A 15,137-nucleotide genomic window follows, 5' to 3' on the forward strand; every position below is an offset into this window, starting at 1 on the left:
CCCCCCCCCCCCCCCCCCACGGCCGCCTCGAGCACCGCCGGCGAGGGGTAGCGCGAGGTGCCCAGCAGCAGGCGGCTGGCGAAGCTCTGGCCATAGAGCGTCAGGCGGTCGGAGGTGGGGGGTGTGGTGCTCATGTCGGTAGGTTTTCGATAGTCCATGCAGGCCTCAGCCGCCGGTCACCGGCGCGATGATCTCCAGCTTGTCGCCAGGCTGCAGCACCTGGGCGGCGTAGCGGCCCTTGGGCACGAACAGGGTGTTCACCGCCACTGCGAACGGCGGGCGCGGCTGCCACTGCGCGATCGCCTCGGCCACGGTGGCGCCGGGTGGCAGCTCGGCGGGCTGATTGTTGATCAGGATCTGGATCATGCTTGTCTCTTTAGTTTTGCAGGGTGGCGGGTGCGCTCAGCCCCAGGCGGGCGGCCAGCGGCGAGCTGCCCTGGGCGAGCAGCTCCAGCGTCGCATCGAGCATGGCCGGCGCGATCATGAAGCCGTGGCGGTACAGGCCGTTGACCTCCAGCACCCGCGGCGCCGTCTGGCGCACCGCGGGCAGGTTGTCGGGCAGGGCGGGGCGGCACTGCACATTGATTTCGAGGATGCGCGCCTCGGCAAAGCCGCTGTGCACGGTGTAGGCGGCGCTCATCAGCTCCATGGCCGAGCGCAGGCTGGCGGGCGACATGTCGTCGCTTTCGATTTCGGTGGCGCCGATCACGAAATGGTGGTCCTGCTTGGGGGCGATGTAGATCGGGTAGCGCGGATGCATCAGCCGCGTGGGGCGGGTGAGCGGCACCTCGGGCGCATGCACGCGCAGCACCTCGCCGCGCACGCCGCGCAGCTCGCGCCATTGCGGGCGTGCGCCCAGGCCGCGGCAGTCGATCACCCAGTCGGGCTGGCCCGGGCTGCCGGGCTGGAAGTCGGCGATCTCGCGCTCGGCGCCCCAGTGCAGCTGCACGCCGCGCGCGGCCAGCGTGGCGGCCAGCGCCTGCAGCAGCTGGCGGTTGTCGAGCTGGCCTTCGCCCGGCAGGTAGTAGCCCTGGAAGAAACGCTCGGCCAGCGCCGGCTCGGTCTGCGCCAGGCCGCCGCGGTCCAGCGCCTGCAGCGGCGGCAGCTCGGGGATGGCCGCTTGCGTGCGCTCCAGCATGCCGCGAAAGCGCTGGGCCTCGGCGGCGTCCTGGCGGTGCCAGACCACCATCGTGCCCTCGCGCTGCAGGAAGACCGGTTGCTGCAACTGCGCCAGCAGCTGCGGCCAGCGGGTGAGGGCATAGTGGCCCATGCGCACCACGCCGGGCTCGGTCACGGCCGATTCGGCCAGCGGCGCCAGCATCGCGGCGGCCACGCGGGCGGCGGCATGTTCGGCGTCCGGCCCGCCGCGGTCGTACAGCGCCACGGCATGGCCGGCGCGCGAAAGCTCCAGCGCCAGCAGGCGGCCCATCAGGCCGCCGCCGACGATGGCTATCGAGGCATGTTCAGGTAGCAAGGCAAGCGATCCCATATTTGTCATCACGCCGCAAGGCAAAGCAAAGCCGGGACAAAACGGGTGCGGTCTGCGAAAACTCCCCACGCCAGCATGATCTGGATCGGGTAACGGAGCGGCCTTGTGGCTGGGCCATGCTCCAGGGTGTGATCTCAGTCGCACAGCGCCATGGCGGGCATGAATGCTGCGGACACCCCTGTTTCGTCCTCAGCCCGCATTACAGCATAGGCGGCGGGCCATCGGGGGGCGATCATGTCAAATCGCAGCAACATCATGGATAATTTTGCGCTTATGCCTATCGATTCCATCACCTTGGCCCCACGGGCGCGCTATGCACGCGTGCTGTCCATCGCCGGCTCCGACAGCGGCGGGGGCGCGGGCATCCAGGCCGATCTCAAGACCATGAGCGCCCTGGGCTGCTACGGGATGACGGCCATCACCGCGCTTACCGCGCAGAACACCCGGGGCGTGCGCGGCATCCACGGCGTGCCGCCGGCCTTCCTGCGCCAGCAGCTCGATGCGGTGCTGGAGGATATTGGCGCCGATGCGGTCAAGATCGGCATGCTGCATGCGCCCGAGATCGTGCAGGAGGTGGCCGGCGCGATCGACCGCCATGCGCTGCGCAACGTGGTGCTGGACCCGGTCATGGTCGCCACCAGCGGCGACCGCCTGATCGCCGAAGCCACCGTGGGCGAGCTGGTGCGCGAGCTGTTCCCGCGTGCCGCGCTGGTCACGCCGAACCTGGACGAAGCCGGCCTGCTGCTGGGCCGCGCGATTGGCGGCGCCGACGAACTCGAAGGCGCGGCCCGGGCGCTGCTGGCCATGGGTGCGCCGGCGGTGCTGATCAAGGGCGGGCACCTGCCGGGCAACGAGGTGGTCGACCTGCTGGCGCTGGCCGATGGCAGCTGCCTGCGCATGGCGGCTGCCCGCATCCAAACCCACAACGGCCATGGCACGGGCTGTACGCTGTCGTCGGCGATTGCCTCGCACCTGGCCCTGGGGCTGCCGCTGGCGCAGGCGGTGCAGCAGGCGCGCGCCTACATCCTTGGCGCCATCGCGGCCGGGGCCCGGGTGCATACCGGCCATGGCCACGGGCCGTTGAACCATGGTTATGCGCCAGTGCCGCAGGTCGTGATCGATGCGGCCTGAATCCCGGCAGCCGCCGCCAGCGCGGCGGCCGCGGCAGTGCTCGGGGCTGGCGCTCACGGTTGCGCTATCGCTGGGCTGCCTGGTCGCGGCGGCGCTGCTGGATGCGAATATCCAGCCGTCGCTGGCGCAGGACCCGCCACAGGCCAGGACGGTGCCCGTTGCAAAAGAAGCCTCCCAGGCGGAGCTGTCCTTGTGGACGGCGGCCGCTCAGGGCGATGTGGCCGGGGTGCAAAGGCAGCTCGATGCCGGCGTGCCGGTGGATGCGGCCGACGCGCGCGGCAACACCGCCTTGCTGCTGGCCACCGCCCACGACCGGGTGGATGTGGCGCGGCTGCTGGTGGCCCGCGGCGCCAATGTCAACCGCCAGAACGACATGCGCGACAGCGCTTACCTGCTGGCCGGCGCGCAGGGGCGGCTGCGGATTCTCCGGCTCGCGCTGGCGCACGGGGCCGACCTGCGCAGCACCAACCGCTATGGCGGCACCGCGCTGATTCCGGCCTGCGAGCGTGGCCATGTGGAGGTGGTGCGCGAGCTGATCGCCGCAGGCGTTCAGGTGGACCATGTCAACCGGCTGGGCTGGACCTGCCTGCTCGAAGCGGTCATCCTCGGCGACGGCGGCGTGCGCCACCAGGATATCGTGCGCCAGCTGCTGGCCGCGGGCGCCAGTCCCAACCTGGCCGACAAGGACGGGGTGACGCCGCTGGCCCATGCCCGCAGCAAGGGCCAGGCCGCGATTGCGCAGCTGCTGCAGGCCGCCGGAGGGCGCTGAGCGCCGCACTTTGTTTTAATCGGGGTAAATTTTAATTTCTTAAATTATCGAAAATATCGGGTTTTTGCGGGGCTGGTGTCAACGGCTGCGGGAGCGTCCACGTTGTAGGTACATCGTATGGAGGTTTTTGTTATGAACACCACTGCAATTTTTTCGATCTGGCCTGAAGACGAACGTGATCGCAAGCGCGCTCCCGCCGCTGTCTGATCGCTTTTTTCCCCATTCACCCCTCTGAGAGACCCATCTTCCGAATCGATGCAAGCCTAGGCTAGCCATCCATTCCCTGATGCCGCCGGACACCGCTTCTGGCCCGCCTTAGGTCTCAACCCTCCGAAACTCCGCCAGTACCGGCCCTTCCGCCAGGATGGATGCTGCGTGCGGCGGAGTTTTGCGTTCCGGCCGATTTCCGGCTCAGGCCGCGTCTGCCGTCGAATACTGCAGCAGCCGCTCCAGTGCTCGGTCGTGTATGCCTTGCTCCAGCAGTGCCGAGTAGGTGGTGCGCGCATAGTCCAGCGTGCTGCCGTAGATGCCGTGGGCGACTGCGAAGATGCGGCGGTAGTCGTCTTCCGAGAGCAGGCCGGTGTGGCGCGGGCTGTCTTTGGGTAGCGTGAAGGCCAGCGCCTTCACCGGCCCCTGCGTGGTCTGGCAGTCGAGCCAGCGCGGCTCGTACTCGGCGGTGGCCATCTCGCGCTGCCACAGCTGCGGCATCATCTCCGGCACATGGCTGCGGGCAATGCGAAAAGCCATGCCGCGGCAGCTGCCGCCCGAGAACATGCCGAACACCAGCCCCGGGCATTCGGGTGTGCCCCGGTTGATATGGCTCCACATCTTCAGTGCGCGGTGCCAGCCGTAGACCCGTGCGTGGCGCTGCTCCTGGTACTGGAATTCGGGCCGCCAGATCAGCGAGCCGTATGCGAAGACCCACATGTCCTGCTCCCCGCCCCATTCGTGCAGCGTGCGCTGCAGCAGCTGCTGGGGGTCCGGGGTGCGATGCGGGGCGGAAATCTTGTGTGCCATGACTGCAGATGCGTGCTTGTCTTGCCAGTGTCAATAGGTATAGCACTGCAGCGGCGGCAATGCTAGCGCTTTGCTTTTGTTTGCCAGGATTGTCCGGGGAAAGCAACACCGGCCTGCGGTGCCAGGCCCCGGTACCGGTCCGGGTACCGCATTCTTACAGATAGAGAGAAAATATCTCGTGCGAACGCTATGATGTTAGGAGTAAACGCATGCGGCCGGCGCCGCGGCGGCTTATCATCGGGAATGTTAGCCATTCCGGAGTGATGGATTCCATTGGCGTTCGAGGAAAGAGTCCCGCAGTATGAATATCGTGATCTTGGACGATTACCAGGATGCCGTGCGCAAGCTACGGTGCGCCGAGCGCTTGGACCCATACTCGGCCAAGGTATATACCAATACCATCAAGGGGCTGGGGCAGCTGTCGGTGCGCCTGCGCGATGCCGACATCATCGTGCTGATCCGCGAGCGCACCCATATCGGCAAGCTGCTGCTGGAGAAGCTGCCGCGCCTGAAGATGATTGCGCAGACCGGCCGCGTCGGCGCGCATGTCGACCTCACCGCCTGCACCGAGCGCGGCGTGGCCGTTGCCGAGGGCGTGGGCTCGCCGGTGGCGCCCGCCGAGCTGACCTGGGCGCTGATCATGGCGGCCGCGCGGCGCCTGCCGCAGTATGTGGCCAACCTCAAGCATGGCGCCTGGCAGCAGTCGGGTTTCAAGGCCGCTTCGATGCCGCCCAATTTCGGGCTGGGCACGGTGCTGCGCGGGCGCACGCTGGGCATCTGGGGCTACGGCAAGATCGGCCAACTGGTCGCGGGCTATGGCAAGGCCTTCGGCATGGAGGTGTGCGTCTGGGGCAGCGACGCCTCGCGCGCCAAGGCCTTGTCGGATGGCTTGCGGATTGCGCCCAGCAAGGATGCGTTCTTCTCGCAGTGCGATGTGCTGTCGGTGCATCTGCGGCTCACGCCGCAGACGCTGGGCATCATCTCGTTCGAGGACCTGTCGCTGATGAAGCCCACCGCGCTGTTCGTGAACACCTCGCGCGCCGAGCTGGTGCAGCCCGATGCGCTGCTCGCCGCGCTCAACCGCTGCCGCCCGGGGCTGGCTGCGGTCGATGTGTTCGAGAGCGAGCCCATCCTGCAAGGCCATGCGCTGCTGCGCCTGGAGAATTGCATCTGCACGCCGCATATCGGCTATGTGGAGCAGGACAGCTATGAGCTGTACTTCGGCGCCGCCTTCGACAACGTGGTGAACTTCATCAAGGGGCGGCCGAGCAATATCGTCAATCCGGGTGCGCTGCAGGTAAGGCGCTAGCCACCGCCTGGGCAAATGCCTCGGGCTGGCCCAGCCAGCTGCTCGGCTCGATGCGCTGCAGCGGCTGATCAGGCGCGGTTTGCAGCGCCAGCGTGGGAAAGCCCTGGCCGCCAGCCGTGGCCAGCAGGCGGCGGCTGTGCGCGAAATGGGCCTCGGTGGCCGTGCCCTCCAGTGCCGCATAGGCCTGGGCAAACTCCTCGCGCGGCAGTCCCAGCTCCAGCGCCAGCGCTTGCAGCACCGCCGGCTCGGCGATGCGCAGGCCTTGCGCATAGTGCGCCTGCTGCAGGCGCTGCAGCATGGCCAGGCCCTTGCCCGCCAGCTGCTCGGCAGCGAGGATGGCGGTGGTGGGCGGGGCGGAATCCAGCAGCGCGCCGGTGTCGTTCAGCAGGCCGTCGGTATAGCCCGGGCCGAAGACCTGGCCGCTCATCTGCGCGATGCGCCGGTCGTGCGGCAGCACGTAGTCGCGCCAGTCGGGCGTGATGTGGCGGCGGCGCTCGCCGCTCAGCATGCCGCCGCCGTGCAGTGCGATTTCGAGGCCGGGCAGATGCTGGGCGGCGGCGATCAGCGGCGCGGCCGCATAGCACCAGCCGCACAGCGGATCGAAGATGTAGTGCAGCGTGCTGCCTGTCATTGCGGCCATTTCATTTCACCCTTGATGACTTTCGCGCCCAGCTCCAGCCCGCCCTCGCCGGGCAGGCCAGGATAGCGCTGTTTCATGGCCGCAACCAGCTCCTGCGAGTTCCTGGCCTGGGCGGCGGCCCGCTCGAACTGCGACAGGTAGTCGGCGGTGAAGCGCACCGACTCCAGGCCTTGCGGCGCCTTGCCGTCCTTGAGCCGGTAGTGGCCGGGCACCACGGTGCGGGGCCGCAGCGCGACGATGTCGGCCAGCGTCTGCTGCCACTGCGCGCGCGACTCGGGGGTCTGCGAATCGGCCATCCAGACATGGGAGTTGGCATTCACGACCACGCCGCCCACCACCGCGCGCAGGCTGGGAATCCAGACATAGCTGCGCTCGGGTTGCGGGCCCTGGAGGCCCTTGATCTCCAGGCGCCGGCCTTCGAGCAGCAGGTGATCGGTGTGCAGCGCCTGCGGCACCACGACTTTGCGCGGCGCGTTGTCCTTGAGCTGGGGGCCCCAGAAGGCGAGCTTGCCGTCCTTGGAGGCCTCGATCGCAGCCACGGTCTGCGAGGTGGCCACGATGCGGGCCTGCGGGAAGGCGGCCTGCAGCGTGTCCAGGCCGAAGTAGTAGTCGGGGTCGCTGTGGCTGATGTAGATCGTGGTGAGCTTCTTGCCGCTGGCCTTGACCATGTCCACCAGCTTTTGCGCATCGTTCTTCTGGAACTGGGCGTCGATCAGCACGGCTTCGCGCGCGCCGGTGACCAGCTCGGACGAGACCGCGAACATCGAACGGCTGTCGGGGTTGTAGACCTGCAGGTGCAGCGGCGTCGCGGCATGGGCGGAGCCCCAGGCGGCGAGCAGGCCCAGCAGGGCACAGGCGTGGGTGAAGCTACGGCGTTGCATGGATTTCTTCCTTGTCTGAATGGATCAAGGCGCTATCTTAGGTTGCATGATCTAAATAAAATAGCCAAGATAACGCAATGGATTGTTGCGTGTATCGATCATATAAGGAGGCCGGATGGACCGGATACGGGCTGCCGAGGTGTTCGTTACCGTGGTGGAGCGGGGCTCCATGGCGGCGGCGGCCGAGGCGCTGGACATGTCGCGCGCCATGGTCACCCGCTATCTGGCGGAGATGGAGGCCTGGGCCGGCGCCCGGCTGCTGCATCGCACCACGCGGCGCCTGAGCCTGACCGCCGCGGGCGAGGCGACGCTGGCGCGCAGCCAGCAGCTGTTGATGGTGTCGGCGCAGATGCGCGGCGCGGCCGAGCTGGAGAGCGCCGAGCCGCGCGGCAGCCTGCGCATGGCCTGTGCGCCGTCGCTGGCCCAGGCCAGCGTGGCGGCGGCCGCGGCGCAGTACCTGCAGCGCTATCCGCACACCACGGTGGACTTGCAGCTGAGCTACCGCTCGGTCAACCTGGTGGAGGAGCGGATCGACCTGGCGCTGCGCATCACCGGCGAGCTGGAGACTTCGCTGATCGCGCGGCCGCTGGCCAGCTGCCAGTCGGTGGTCTGCGCGGCGCCGGCCTATCTGCAGCGCCATGGCACGCCGCGCAGCGTGGCCGAGCTGTCGCGGCACAACTGCCTGGCGTATTCCTACCACGGGCGCAACTGGTGGCGCTTCGAGGCCGGGGCCGGCGGCGGGCAGCCGCCGCAGGCGGTGGCGGTTTCGGGCAATCTGGTGGCGGACGATTCCGTGGCACTGCTGCAGGCGGCGCTGCATGGCGCGGGCATCAGCCTGCAGCCGCGCTACAGCGCCGCGCCCCACCTGCGCAGCGGCGAGCTGGTGGAGCTGCTGGCGCAGCATGTGCCGCAGGACCTGGGGGTGTATGGCGTCTACCTGTCGCGCGACCGGCAGCCAGCCACCTTGCGCAGCATGCTGGACTTCCTGGTGCGCTGGTTCGAGACCGATGCCGCCTGGCTGGCCGCGCAGCGCCCGGCTGGCGGGCCTTGATCAGCCGCAGCGGAAGGCGGGTGCGAGGCCGTTGTCGCCGTCTGGCAGCCACACGGTGGGGGGCTGGGCGCCGAGGTCGAAAAAGCCCACGCAGTGCCGGGCCGCCAGCGCGAACATGTGCTGGCGCGCGCGCTCGGCCTGGCGGTTGGCGAAGGCGGCGTAGATCAGGTTGCGGCCGATGCTGTAGTCGGTGAGCACGCTGTCGTCATCGGGTTTTTCGTCCTCGGCGAACGGGCCGTTGAGCGCCGGGTACTGGCCGATCATGTCGAGGAACCAGGCCTTGAGCGAAGGGGAGGTGACGGCGGGGTCTTCGTAGTCGTGGTTTTCGGGCCATTCGGTCTGCGCGGCGAACCACTGCGCGAAGGCCTGCGGCTCCTTGGGCGCGGCGGTGGGCGAAAACACCATCAAGTCGTAGCTCATGCGCGTCAAACTCCCCGAAAACTGATGCTCGCGGGGCGCTCGCCGCGCTCCGCGCGAGGCTTTATTTGGTGCCGAAGATGCGGTCGCCAGCATCGCCCAGGCCCGGCAGGATGTAGCCGTGGTCGTTGAGCTCGCGGTCGATGGCGGCGGTGTAGATATCCACGTCGGGATGCGCCTTTTGCAGCGTGGCAATGCCTTCGGGCGCGGCCAGCAGGCACATGAACTTGATCGAGCGCGGCTGAAGCTGCTTGAGCCGGTCGATGGCGGCCGCGGCCGAGTTGCCGGTGGCCAGCATGGGGTCGACCACGATGATGTCGCGCTCGTTCATCGCGTCGGGCATCTTGAAGTAGTACTCCACCGGCTGCAGCGTCTCGGGGTCGCGGTACAGGCCGATGTGGCCGATGCGCGCGCCGGGCACCAGGCTGAGCATGCCGTCGAGAAAGCCGTTGCCCGCGCGCAGTATCGACACCAGCACCAGCTTCTTGCCGTCGATGACCTTGCCGGTCATGGTCTCCAGCGGGGTCTCGATCTCGATGTCCGACAGCGGCATGTCGCGGGTGATCTCGTAGGCCATCAGGCTGGCCAGCTCGCCCAGCAGGCGGCGGAAGCTGTTGGTGCTGGCTTCCTTGCGGCGCATCAGCGTCAGCTTGTGCTGTACCAGCGGGTGATCGATCAGGTGGACTTGGCTCATGGTGGGCGGAAAACTTGAAAAACGCCTGCATGGTAGCAGGCCGCAGGCGGGTTATGCGGACTGGTTGCGCGGTAGTTTTCAGCTGGCGCCGTGGGCCAGCAGCTGCGCGTAGCGCGCCAGGTCGACATTGCCGCCGCTGATGAGAATGCCGACCCGGGCGCCGCGCAGGTTAAGCCCGCTGTGGCGCGCGCCGGCCAGGCTGAGCGCGCCGGTGGGCTCGACCACCAGCTTCATGCGCTCGGCATAAAAGCGCATGCAGTCCACCAGCTCAGCGTCGCTGGCGGTGACGATGTCGGTGACATCGCTGCGGATGATGGCGAAGGTGAGCTCGCCCAGCGCCTGCGTCTGCGCGCCGTCGGCAATCGTGGCCGGCGTGGCGATCTTCACGATTTCGCCGCGGCGCAGCGATTGCTGGGCGTCGTTGCCGGCCTGCGGCTCCACGCCGTAGACCTGGCATTGCGGCGCCAGCGCCTTGGCCGCGAGCAGGCTGCCCGAGAGCAGGCCGCCGCCGCCCAGGCAGACGAAAAGGCAGTCCAGATCCGGCACGTCCTGCAGCAGCTCGAGCGCGGCCGTGCCCTGGCCGGCGATGACGTGCGGGTGGTTGTAGGGCGGGATCAGCGTCATGCCGCGTTCGGCGGCGATGCGCTGGCTGATGGCCTCGCGGTCTTCGCTGAAGCGGTCGTAGGTGATGACCTCGGCGCCATAGCCGCGCGTGGCGGCGATCTTGGCCGCCGGCGCATCGCTGGGCATCACGATGGCCGCCGGTATGCCCAGCAGCTGGGCCGACAGCGCGATGGCCTGCGCGTGGTTGCCCGATGAAAAAGCCAGCACGCCGCGCCGGCGCTGCTCGGGCGTGAACTGCGCCAGGCTGTTGTAGCCGCCGCGGAACTTGAAGGCGCCCATGCGCTGCAGGTTCTCGCATTTGAAGAACCATTGCGTGCCGGTGGCGGCATCGAGCTGGCGCGAACGCATCACGGGCGTGCGGTGGGCCACGCCTTGCAGGCGGGTGGCGGCGGCCTCGACGTCCTGGAAGCCGGGAAGTGCCTGGGTCATGGATGGACTTTCAAAAAGATGAGCTGCTGGCGCTTGAGTTCACTTGATTTCAGATGGTTTTTACATTGAAAATAAGTAAATTCATACGCTGATAGCTATTGTTTTTAATTGATGCCGGTTTTCAGCGCTTGCCGCCGAAGATGCCGCCCAGCACGCCGCGCAGGATCTGCTTGCCCAGGTTGGTGCCAATGGTGCGGGCCGAGGACTTGACCACCGTCTGCACGATGCCGTCGCGCTTGCCGCCGCGCGGGCCGGTGCTGCCGAACAGCACTTCGTTCACCGTGTTCATCAGGTCGCTGCCGTGGCCGCCGTCCTGCGTGCCGGCGCCGGCGGGCGCGCCCTGCGCCGTGGCGGCCGCGCGGCCCTTGAGGATCTCGTAGGCCGATTCGCGGTCCACCGCCTGCTCGTACACGCCGGCCACCAGCGATTTGCGCAGCAGCTGCTGGCGCTGCTCGGGCGTGATCGGGCCGATCTGGCTGCCAGGCGGCACCACGAACACCCGCTCGGTAATGCCGGGGCGGCCCTTGTCGTCCAGCAGGCTCACCAGCGCCTCGCCCACCGCCAGTTCGGTGATCGCGGCCTCCACGTTGAGGCCGGGATTGGCGCGCATGGTGGTGGCGGTGGCCTTCACCGCCTTCTGGTCGCGCGGCGTGAAGGCGCGCAGCGCGTGCTGCACCCGGTTGCCGAGCTGGGCCAGCACGGTGTCGGGCACGTCCAGCGGGTTCTGCGTGGCGAAGTACACGCCCACGCCCTTGGAGCGCACCAGGCGCACCACCAGCTCGATGCGCTCCAGCAGGACCTTGGGCGCGTCGTTGAACAGCAGGTGCGCCTCGTCGAAGAAGAACACCAGCTTGGGCTTGTCGGGATCGCCGATCTCGGGCAGCTTCTCGTACAGGTCCGACAGCATCCACAGCAGGAAGGTGGAGTACAGGCGCGGCGACTGCATCAGCTTGTCGGCCGCGAGGATGTTGACCACGCCCCGGTTGCCGACGGTCTGCATCAAATCGTCGATGTTGAGCATGGGCTCGCCGAAGAACTTGTCGCCGCCCTGTTGCTCGATCTGCATCAGCCCGCGCTGGATCGCGCCGATGCTGGCCGCGCTGACGTTGCCGTACTCGGTGGTGAACTGCTTGGCGTTGTCGCCCACATGCTGCAGCATGGCGCGCAAATCCTTCAGGTCGAGCAGCAGCAGGCCGTTGTCGTCGGCGATCTTGAAGACCAGGTTCAACACGCCGGCCTGGGTGTCGTTCAGATCCAGCATGCGCGCCAGCAGCAGCGGCCCCATGTCGGAGACGGTGGCGCGCACCGGGTGGCCCTGCTCGCCGAACACGTCCCACAGCGTGGTGGGGCAGGCCATCGGGGCCGGGGGCTCGATGCCGCGCTCGGCCAGAATGGCGGCCATCTTGGGGCTGATGCTGCCGGCCTGGCTGATGCCGGTGAGGTCGCCCTTGATGTCGGCCATGAACACCGGCACGCCGATGCGCGAGAAGCCTTCGGCCAGGGTCTGCAGCGTTACCGTCTTGCCGGTGCCGGTGGCGCCGGTGATCAGGCCGTGCCGGTTGGCCAGCGCGGGCAGCAGCAGGCATTCGGTGGCGCCATGTTTCGCAACCAGTATTGGGTCAGCCATTTGGGGTTTCCTCGCAAGCGTGGAGAAGTCAAAAGTAAAATCTTCGTCTGATCGACAAACGATACCAAAGGAATTCCTGTGGCAGGACACAGCAAGTGGGCCAACATCCAGCACCGCAAGGGGCGCCAGGATGAAAAACGTGGCCGTATCTGGACCCGTATTATTCGGGAAATCATGGTGGCCGCGCGCCAGGGCGGCGGCGACCTGAGCGCCAACCCCCGCCTGCGCCTGGCGGTGGACAAGGCCAAGGCCGCCAACATGCCGGCCGACAACATCAAGCGCAACATCGACAAGGCCACCGGTAACCTCGAAGGCGTATCGTACGAGGAAATCCGCTACGAGGGCTACGGCCTCGCCGGGGCCGCCATCATTGTTGACACCATGACCGACAACCGCGTGCGCACCGTGGCCGAGGTGCGCCACGCCTTCAGCAAGCACGGTGGCAACATGGGCACCGAAGGCTCGGTGGCCTTCCAGTTCAAGCACTGCGGCCAGCTGGTGTTCGCGCCCGGCGCCGACGAGGACAAGGTGATGGATGTGGCGCTGGAGGCCGGCGCCGAGGACGTGATCGCCGACGACGACGGCGCGATCGAGGTGCTGACCGCGCCGGGCGACTTCGAGGCGGTGAAGAACGCGCTCGAGGCCGCCGGCTTCAAGGCCGAGATCGCCGAGGTCACCATGCGTGCCGAGAACACCATCGAGCTGGATGAGGAGAGCGCCGCCAAGATGCAGAAGCTGCTGGACGTGCTCGAAGATCTGGATGATGTGCAAGAGGTTTACCACAACGCAGCGCTATGAAGGTTCTTGTGATTGGCGGCGGCGGCCGGGAACACGCAATGGCATGGCGGCTCGCGCAGTCGCCCAAGGTGCACAAGGTCTACGTGGCGCCCGGCAATGCCGGCACCGCGCTCGACAAGCGCCTGGAAAACCTGCCCATCACCGATGTGCAGGAGCTGCGCGCCTGGGCGCAGCAAGAAGGCATACAGCTGACCGTGGTCGGCCCCGAGGCGCCGCTGGCGGCGGGCGTGGTCGATGAGTTCCGCAACCACGGCCTGCGCATCTTCGGCCCGACCCGTGCCGCCGCGCAGCTCGAAAGCTCCAAGGCCTTCTCCAAGGACTTCATGGCGCGCCACGGCATTCCCACCGCGCGCTACCAGACCTTCACCGACCCGGTGGCGGCCCATGCCTATGTGGAGCGGCTCGGCGCGCCCATCGTCATCAAGGCCGACGGCCTGGCCGCCGGCAAGGGCGTGGTGGTGGCCGCCAGCCTGCAGGAGGCCCACGAGGCGGTGGACTTCATGCTGGTCGACAACAAGTACGGCGTGGCGCACAACGAAGGCGGCGCGCGCGTGGTGATCGAGGAATTCCTCGAGGGCGAGGAGGCCAGCTTCATCGTGCTGTGCGACGGGCAGAACGTGCTGGCCCTGGCCACCAGCCAGGACCACAAGCGCCTGAAGGACGGCGACACCGGCCCCAACACCGGCGGCATGGGCGCGTACTCGCCCGCGCCGGTGGTCACCGCCGATGTGCACGCCCGCGCGATGCGCGAGGTGATCATGCCCACGGTGCGCGGCATGGAAAAGGACGGCATCCCCTACACCGGCTTCCTCTACGCCGGGCTGATGATCGACAAGAGCGGCCATCCGAAGACGCTGGAGTTCAACTGCCGCATGGGCGACCCCGAGACGCAGCCGATCCTGATGCGCCTCAAGAGCGACCTGGTGGACGTGCTCGGCGCCGCGGTCGACGGCAAGCTCGACCAGGTCGAGCTGCAGTGGGACCGCCGCACCGCGCTGGGCGTGGTGATGGCTGCCCACGGCTATCCCGAGAACCCGCGCAAGGGCGATGCGATCACCGGCCTGCCGGCCGATGCCGAGGACGCGGTGGTCTTCCATGCCGGCACCGCCATGCAGGACGGCGCGCCGGTGACCAGCGGCGGCCGCGTGCTGTGCGTGACCGCGCTGGCCGACAACGTCAAGCAGGCGCAGCAGCGTGCCTATGCCGTGGCCGGGCGCATCCATTTCGATGGTGCGCAGTACCGCCACGACATCGGCTTTCGCGCGGTGAAGCACAGCTGATGGGCGCGACAGGCAGCCAGGCCGGCGTGGTGCTTGACGGCGACCGCGTGCAGGCCGCATCCCGCTACCTGCAGGGCCTGCAGCAGCGCATTGCCGATGCCGTCGAGGCCGTTGAAGGCCAGGAGGGCGCGCGCTTTCTGAGCGACGCCTGGCGCAAGCCGCCCGGCGAGAAGCTGCAGGGCGAGGGCATCACCAAGATCCTGGAGGGCGGCCGCGTGTTCGAGCGCGCGGGCTGCGGCTTCTCGCATGTGCGCGGGCCGCAGCTGCCGCCATCGGCCACGCAGCACCGGCCCGAGCTTTCGGGCGCGCCGTTCGAGGCCATGGGCGTGTCGCTGGTGTTCCACCCGCGCAACCCGCATGTGCCCACGGTGCACATGAATGTGCGCATGATTGCCGCAGGCCACGCCGGGCAGCTGCCCACCTGCTGGTTCGGCGGCGGCATGGACCTGACGCCGTTCTACCCGGTGCAAGAGGACGCGCAGCATTTCCACCGCAGCTGCCGCGATGCGCTCAATCCGTTCGGCGCCGGGCTGTACCCGCGTTTCAAGCGCTGGTGCGACGAATACTTCTACCTGAAGCACCGCGACGAGCAGCGCGGCATCGGCGGCATCTTCTTCGACGACTTTGCCGAGCTGGGCTTCGAGCGCAGCTTGGCGATGCTGCAGTCGGTGGGCGATGCCTTCCTGCCCGCCTACCTGCCGATCGTGGAGCGCCGCCAGGCCACGGCCTACGGCGAGCGCGAGCGCGCGTTCCAGCTCTACCGCCGTGGACGCTACGTGGAGTTCAACCTGGTGTGGGACCGCGGCACGCACTTCGGCCTGCAGTCGGGGGGGCGCACCGAATCCATCCTGCTGTCCATGCCGCCGCTGGCGAGCTGGAGCTACCAGCGCGAGGACCCCGAGGGCTCGCCCGAGGCCGAGTTGCTGCGCAGCTACCTGGTGCGCCGCGAGTGGCTATAGGCCCGCATAGGCTCGCATAGGC

Annotated in this window: 16 protein-coding genes; 7 read left to right on the plus strand and 9 right to left on the minus strand. The window is 68.0% G+C overall.

What is annotated here, in order from left to right; all coding sequences use genetic code 11:
- Nucleotides 1-165: 165 nt before the first annotated feature.
- Both thiS and thiO read right to left on the minus strand, forming a co-directional pair.
- Entirely contained in the window at nucleotides 166-366 is a 201-nt protein-coding gene (gene thiS, locus ACODRX_RS11250) for a sulfur carrier protein ThiS (protein ID WP_488871585.1), read from the minus strand.
- Nucleotides 367-376: 10 nt separating this feature from the next.
- A complete protein-coding gene (thiO, locus tag ACODRX_RS11255) occupies nucleotides 377-1,498 on the minus strand; it encodes a glycine oxidase ThiO (RefSeq protein ID WP_488871586.1) in 1,122 nt (373 codons plus the stop codon).
- Nucleotides 1,499-1,762: 264 nt separating this feature from the next.
- Here thiO and thiD point away from each other — a divergent pair, with 264 nt between their 5' ends.
- On the plus strand, nucleotides 1,763-2,620 hold the full coding sequence (gene thiD, locus ACODRX_RS11260; RefSeq protein WP_488871587.1) for a bifunctional hydroxymethylpyrimidine kinase/phosphomethylpyrimidine kinase: 858 nt from the start codon (nucleotides 1,763-1,765) through the stop codon (nucleotides 2,618-2,620).
- Entirely contained in the window at nucleotides 2,610-3,389 is a 780-nt protein-coding gene (locus tag ACODRX_RS11265; RefSeq protein ID WP_488871588.1) for an ankyrin repeat domain-containing protein, read from the plus strand. Before thiD ends, ACODRX_RS11265 begins: the two co-directional genes overlap by 11 nt.
- Nucleotides 3,390-3,800: 411 nt before the next feature.
- On the opposite strand, the gene ACODRX_RS11270 is transcribed toward ACODRX_RS11265, so the two are convergent.
- Nucleotides 3,801-4,406: a gamma-glutamylcyclotransferase gene (locus tag ACODRX_RS11270; RefSeq protein ID WP_488871589.1), complete on the minus strand. Its 606-nt coding sequence runs from the start codon at nucleotides 4,404-4,406 to the stop codon at nucleotides 3,801-3,803.
- 301 nt (nucleotides 4,407-4,707) lie between these two features.
- Here ACODRX_RS11270 and ACODRX_RS11275 point away from each other — a divergent pair, with 301 nt between their 5' ends.
- Nucleotides 4,708-5,715 (plus strand): D-2-hydroxyacid dehydrogenase family protein, encoded by a 1,008-nt coding sequence (locus ACODRX_RS11275; RefSeq protein WP_488871590.1) that lies wholly within the window; start codon nucleotides 4,708-4,710, stop codon nucleotides 5,713-5,715.
- Here the strand turns inward: ACODRX_RS11275 and ACODRX_RS11280 are convergent.
- Together ACODRX_RS11280 and ACODRX_RS11285 are read right to left on the minus strand one after the other, a co-directional pair.
- Nucleotides 5,684-6,355 carry a DsbA family protein gene (locus ACODRX_RS11280; RefSeq protein ID WP_488871591.1) on the minus strand — a complete coding sequence of 224 codons (672 nt, stop codon included), beginning with the start codon at nucleotides 6,353-6,355 and terminating at the stop codon, nucleotides 5,684-5,686. The two genes, ACODRX_RS11275 and ACODRX_RS11280, sit on opposite strands and share 32 nt — an antisense overlap.
- Nucleotides 6,343-7,236: an MBL fold metallo-hydrolase gene (locus tag ACODRX_RS11285; protein ID WP_488871592.1), complete on the minus strand. Its 894-nt coding sequence runs from the start codon at nucleotides 7,234-7,236 to the stop codon at nucleotides 6,343-6,345. Before ACODRX_RS11285 ends, ACODRX_RS11280 begins: the two co-directional genes overlap by 13 nt.
- A gap of 115 nt (nucleotides 7,237-7,351) precedes the next feature.
- Between ACODRX_RS11285 and ACODRX_RS11290 the strand changes: the two genes are divergently transcribed.
- Nucleotides 7,352-8,287, plus strand: a complete 936-nt coding sequence (locus ACODRX_RS11290) for a LysR family transcriptional regulator (protein ID WP_488871593.1) — start codon at nucleotides 7,352-7,354, stop codon at nucleotides 8,285-8,287.
- Here ACODRX_RS11290 and ACODRX_RS11295 read toward each other — a convergent pair whose 3' ends face one another.
- The 4 genes from ACODRX_RS11295 to ACODRX_RS11310 all read right to left on the minus strand — a co-directional run bounded on the left by ACODRX_RS11295 (nucleotide 8,288) and on the right by ACODRX_RS11310 (nucleotide 12,078).
- Nucleotides 8,288-8,707, minus strand: a complete 420-nt coding sequence (locus tag ACODRX_RS11295) for a hypothetical protein (RefSeq protein ID WP_488871594.1) — start codon at nucleotides 8,705-8,707, stop codon at nucleotides 8,288-8,290.
- Between the two features lie 61 nt (nucleotides 8,708-8,768).
- Nucleotides 8,769-9,398, minus strand: coding sequence for a uracil phosphoribosyltransferase (gene upp, locus ACODRX_RS11300; RefSeq protein WP_488871595.1), 630 nt, complete (start codon nucleotides 9,396-9,398; stop codon nucleotides 8,769-8,771).
- A 78-nt stretch (nucleotides 9,399-9,476) separates the two neighbouring features.
- Complete coding sequence (locus ACODRX_RS11305; protein ID WP_488871596.1) at nucleotides 9,477-10,451, minus strand: threo-3-hydroxy-L-aspartate ammonia-lyase; 975 nt, start codon at nucleotides 10,449-10,451, stop codon at nucleotides 9,477-9,479.
- 121 nt (nucleotides 10,452-10,572) lie between these two features.
- Nucleotides 10,573-12,078, minus strand: a complete 1,506-nt coding sequence (locus ACODRX_RS11310; RefSeq protein ID WP_488871597.1) for a helicase HerA-like domain-containing protein — start codon at nucleotides 12,076-12,078, stop codon at nucleotides 10,573-10,575.
- A 78-nt stretch (nucleotides 12,079-12,156) separates the two neighbouring features.
- On the opposite strand from ACODRX_RS11310, the gene ACODRX_RS11315 reads away from it, so the two are divergent.
- The 3 genes from ACODRX_RS11315 to hemF are packed head-to-tail and all read left to right on the plus strand — an operon-like array spanning nucleotide 12,157 to nucleotide 15,115.
- Nucleotides 12,157-12,876, plus strand: a complete 720-nt coding sequence (locus tag ACODRX_RS11315; protein WP_488871598.1) for a YebC/PmpR family DNA-binding transcriptional regulator — start codon at nucleotides 12,157-12,159, stop codon at nucleotides 12,874-12,876.
- A complete protein-coding gene (gene purD / locus ACODRX_RS11320; protein ID WP_488871599.1) occupies nucleotides 12,873-14,156 on the plus strand; it encodes a phosphoribosylamine--glycine ligase in 1,284 nt (427 codons plus the stop codon). The genes ACODRX_RS11315 and purD overlap by 4 nt, the downstream gene beginning before the upstream one ends.
- Nucleotides 14,156-15,115 carry an oxygen-dependent coproporphyrinogen oxidase gene (hemF, locus tag ACODRX_RS11325; protein ID WP_488871600.1) on the plus strand — a complete coding sequence of 320 codons (960 nt, stop codon included), beginning with the start codon at nucleotides 14,156-14,158 and terminating at the stop codon, nucleotides 15,113-15,115. Before purD ends, hemF begins: the two co-directional genes overlap by 1 nt.
- Nucleotides 15,116-15,137: the final 22 nt, after the last annotated feature.

Source organism: Comamonas sp. FG99, from assembly GCF_057808605.1.

What these genes read in the sequence shown, in the direction of transcription:
- ACODRX_RS11295 (WP_488871594.1), bottom strand. Translation starts at nt 8,707, where the DNA reads ATGAGCTACGACTTGATGGTGTTTTCGCCCACCGCCGCGCCCAAGGAG.
- ACODRX_RS11290 (WP_488871593.1), top strand. Translation starts at nt 7,352, where the DNA reads ATGGACCGGATACGGGCTGCCGAGGTGTTCGTTACCGTGGTGGAGCGG.
- ACODRX_RS11280 (WP_488871591.1), bottom strand. Translation starts at nt 6,355, where the DNA reads ATGGCCGCAATGACAGGCAGCACGCTGCACTACATCTTCGATCCGCTG.
- hemF (WP_488871600.1), top strand. Translation starts at nt 14,156, where the DNA reads ATGGGCGCGACAGGCAGCCAGGCCGGCGTGGTGCTTGACGGCGACCGC.
- ACODRX_RS11265 (WP_488871588.1), top strand. Translation starts at nt 2,610, where the DNA reads ATGCGGCCTGAATCCCGGCAGCCGCCGCCAGCGCGGCGGCCGCGGCAG.
- thiO (WP_488871586.1), bottom strand. Translation starts at nt 1,498, where the DNA reads ATGACAAATATGGGATCGCTTGCCTTGCTACCTGAACATGCCTCGATA.
- ACODRX_RS11305 (WP_488871596.1), bottom strand. Translation starts at nt 10,451, where the DNA reads ATGACCCAGGCACTTCCCGGCTTCCAGGACGTCGAGGCCGCCGCCACC.
- ACODRX_RS11275 (WP_488871590.1), top strand. Translation starts at nt 4,708, where the DNA reads ATGAATATCGTGATCTTGGACGATTACCAGGATGCCGTGCGCAAGCTA.
- thiS (WP_488871585.1), bottom strand. Translation starts at nt 366, where the DNA reads ATGATCCAGATCCTGATCAACAATCAGCCCGCCGAGCTGCCACCCGGC.
- ACODRX_RS11310 (WP_488871597.1), bottom strand. Translation starts at nt 12,078, where the DNA reads ATGGCTGACCCAATACTGGTTGCGAAACATGGCGCCACCGAATGCCTG.
- upp (WP_488871595.1), bottom strand. Translation starts at nt 9,398, where the DNA reads ATGAGCCAAGTCCACCTGATCGATCACCCGCTGGTACAGCACAAGCTG.
- thiD (WP_488871587.1), top strand. Translation starts at nt 1,763, where the DNA reads ATGCCTATCGATTCCATCACCTTGGCCCCACGGGCGCGCTATGCACGC.
- purD (WP_488871599.1), top strand. Translation starts at nt 12,873, where the DNA reads ATGAAGGTTCTTGTGATTGGCGGCGGCGGCCGGGAACACGCAATGGCA.
- ACODRX_RS11285 (WP_488871592.1), bottom strand. Translation starts at nt 7,236, where the DNA reads ATGCAACGCCGTAGCTTCACCCACGCCTGTGCCCTGCTGGGCCTGCTC.
- ACODRX_RS11270 (WP_488871589.1), bottom strand. Translation starts at nt 4,406, where the DNA reads ATGGCACACAAGATTTCCGCCCCGCATCGCACCCCGGACCCCCAGCAG.